Source organism: Paramuribaculum intestinale (genome assembly GCF_003024925.1).
Taxonomy (GTDB): Bacteria; Bacteroidota; Bacteroidia; order Bacteroidales; family Muribaculaceae; genus Paramuribaculum; species Paramuribaculum intestinale.
Genome location: NZ_PUED01000348.1, coordinates 1 through 1,333 on the forward strand (window position 1 = coordinate 1; position 1,333 = coordinate 1,333).

General features: G+C 55.4%; 1 pseudogene. It reads left to right on the plus strand.

Annotated features, from left to right (window positions below):
- The first annotated feature begins 248 nt into the window (after positions 1–248).
- A pseudogene (locus tag C5O24_RS13415) lies at positions 249–433 on the plus strand (Rop family plasmid primer RNA-binding protein).
- The last annotated feature ends 900 nt before the right edge of the window (positions 434–1,333 follow it).

Genomic DNA, 1,333 nt, shown 5'->3' on the forward strand with positions numbered 1-1,333 from the left:
TCTCTTTACAACGATTCCTCCAATCCGGAATTTTTTATGTAGCGTTTACTACATGGAAAATACTCACAGACAAAAAACCCCCGGAACAGGCGGAACCCGGACCGGGGGAGAACGAATCGCTAAATAATTTTCGTAGTTGTATTTCCCATCGTTGCTACTGCAACGGGATGAATGTGCCGCAGTTTATCCTGTAAAACAATCCTGATTTACTCACACTCCACATATCACTGACGGAGCACAACGGAATAGTGAACAAACAACAACAAACTGCGCTGAATATGGCGCGATTTATCAGAAGCCAGAGCCTGACACTGCTTGAAAAACTGGATGCGACGAGCAGGCGGCCATGTGTGAACGACTGCACGAACTCCCGGAAGAACTCCAGAACAGCATCCAGGCTCGCTTTGAAGCCGAAAGTGAAACAGGAACATAACGAAGCTCCCGGAGACGGTCACAGCTTGTCTGTGACCGGATGCCGGCAGCAGACAAGCCCGTCAGGGCGCGTCAGCGGGTTTTAGCGGGTGTCGGGGCGCAGCCCTGACCCAGTCACGTGGCGATAGCGGAGTGTATACTGGCTTACTCCTCTGCAAGCCTCGCTTACTCCTCTGCAAGCCTCGCCAGCCGTGATTTTTGCCAGATTTCGTGGTTTTCACGTTCAACAGCTCCTGCACGTTTTTTGCCGTCCGTTCACCGTTAACCCCCGCAGAAATCGGGACAGGATGTGCAAATGTAATACCGTCACCCGCGACGATATTCCGTTTGCCATCTGGTCAGGGCTTCGCCCCGACACCCCGTATCAGTGCGTACGTGCTCAATGTGGTTTCCGGTTCTCTTCCGCTTCCTCGCCCACTCGCTCACTAACGTTCGGTCGCTGGGGCTGCGGCGAGCGGTGCCACCTCTCGCATGTTGTCGGTGATTCCGCTGTTGTTCTTTCGGGGATGAGTCGTCAGATAGCCCTTCAAACGCGCTCAGAAGCTCTCAGACGCACGAGGCGGGGTTTAAATGCCCGTCAGGGCATGGAAGGCGCGAAAAACGCTTACAGAGCGTTTCAGGAGGTCAGGCGCGCCGATACCCCTAGCCAGGGGCTTTCAGGTCGCCAGGAACCGCGCCAGCCCCCTGCAAAGCCCATTTGCACGGTACAGGCAGTCACTCGGTTGGTAGGTGGTCGTAGACCGTCGGTGTTACAGCGATGGGGGTCTGGGGTTCTCCCCAGACGGTTTCCGGTTGCGCTCAAGGCGCTGCCGGAACCGTGGCGGCTCGGTCGTTCTGGAGATCGGGGAGCAAAAACACGCAAGGGATTTTGAGGCGGCAAAAGAGCAATGCAGGATAGACA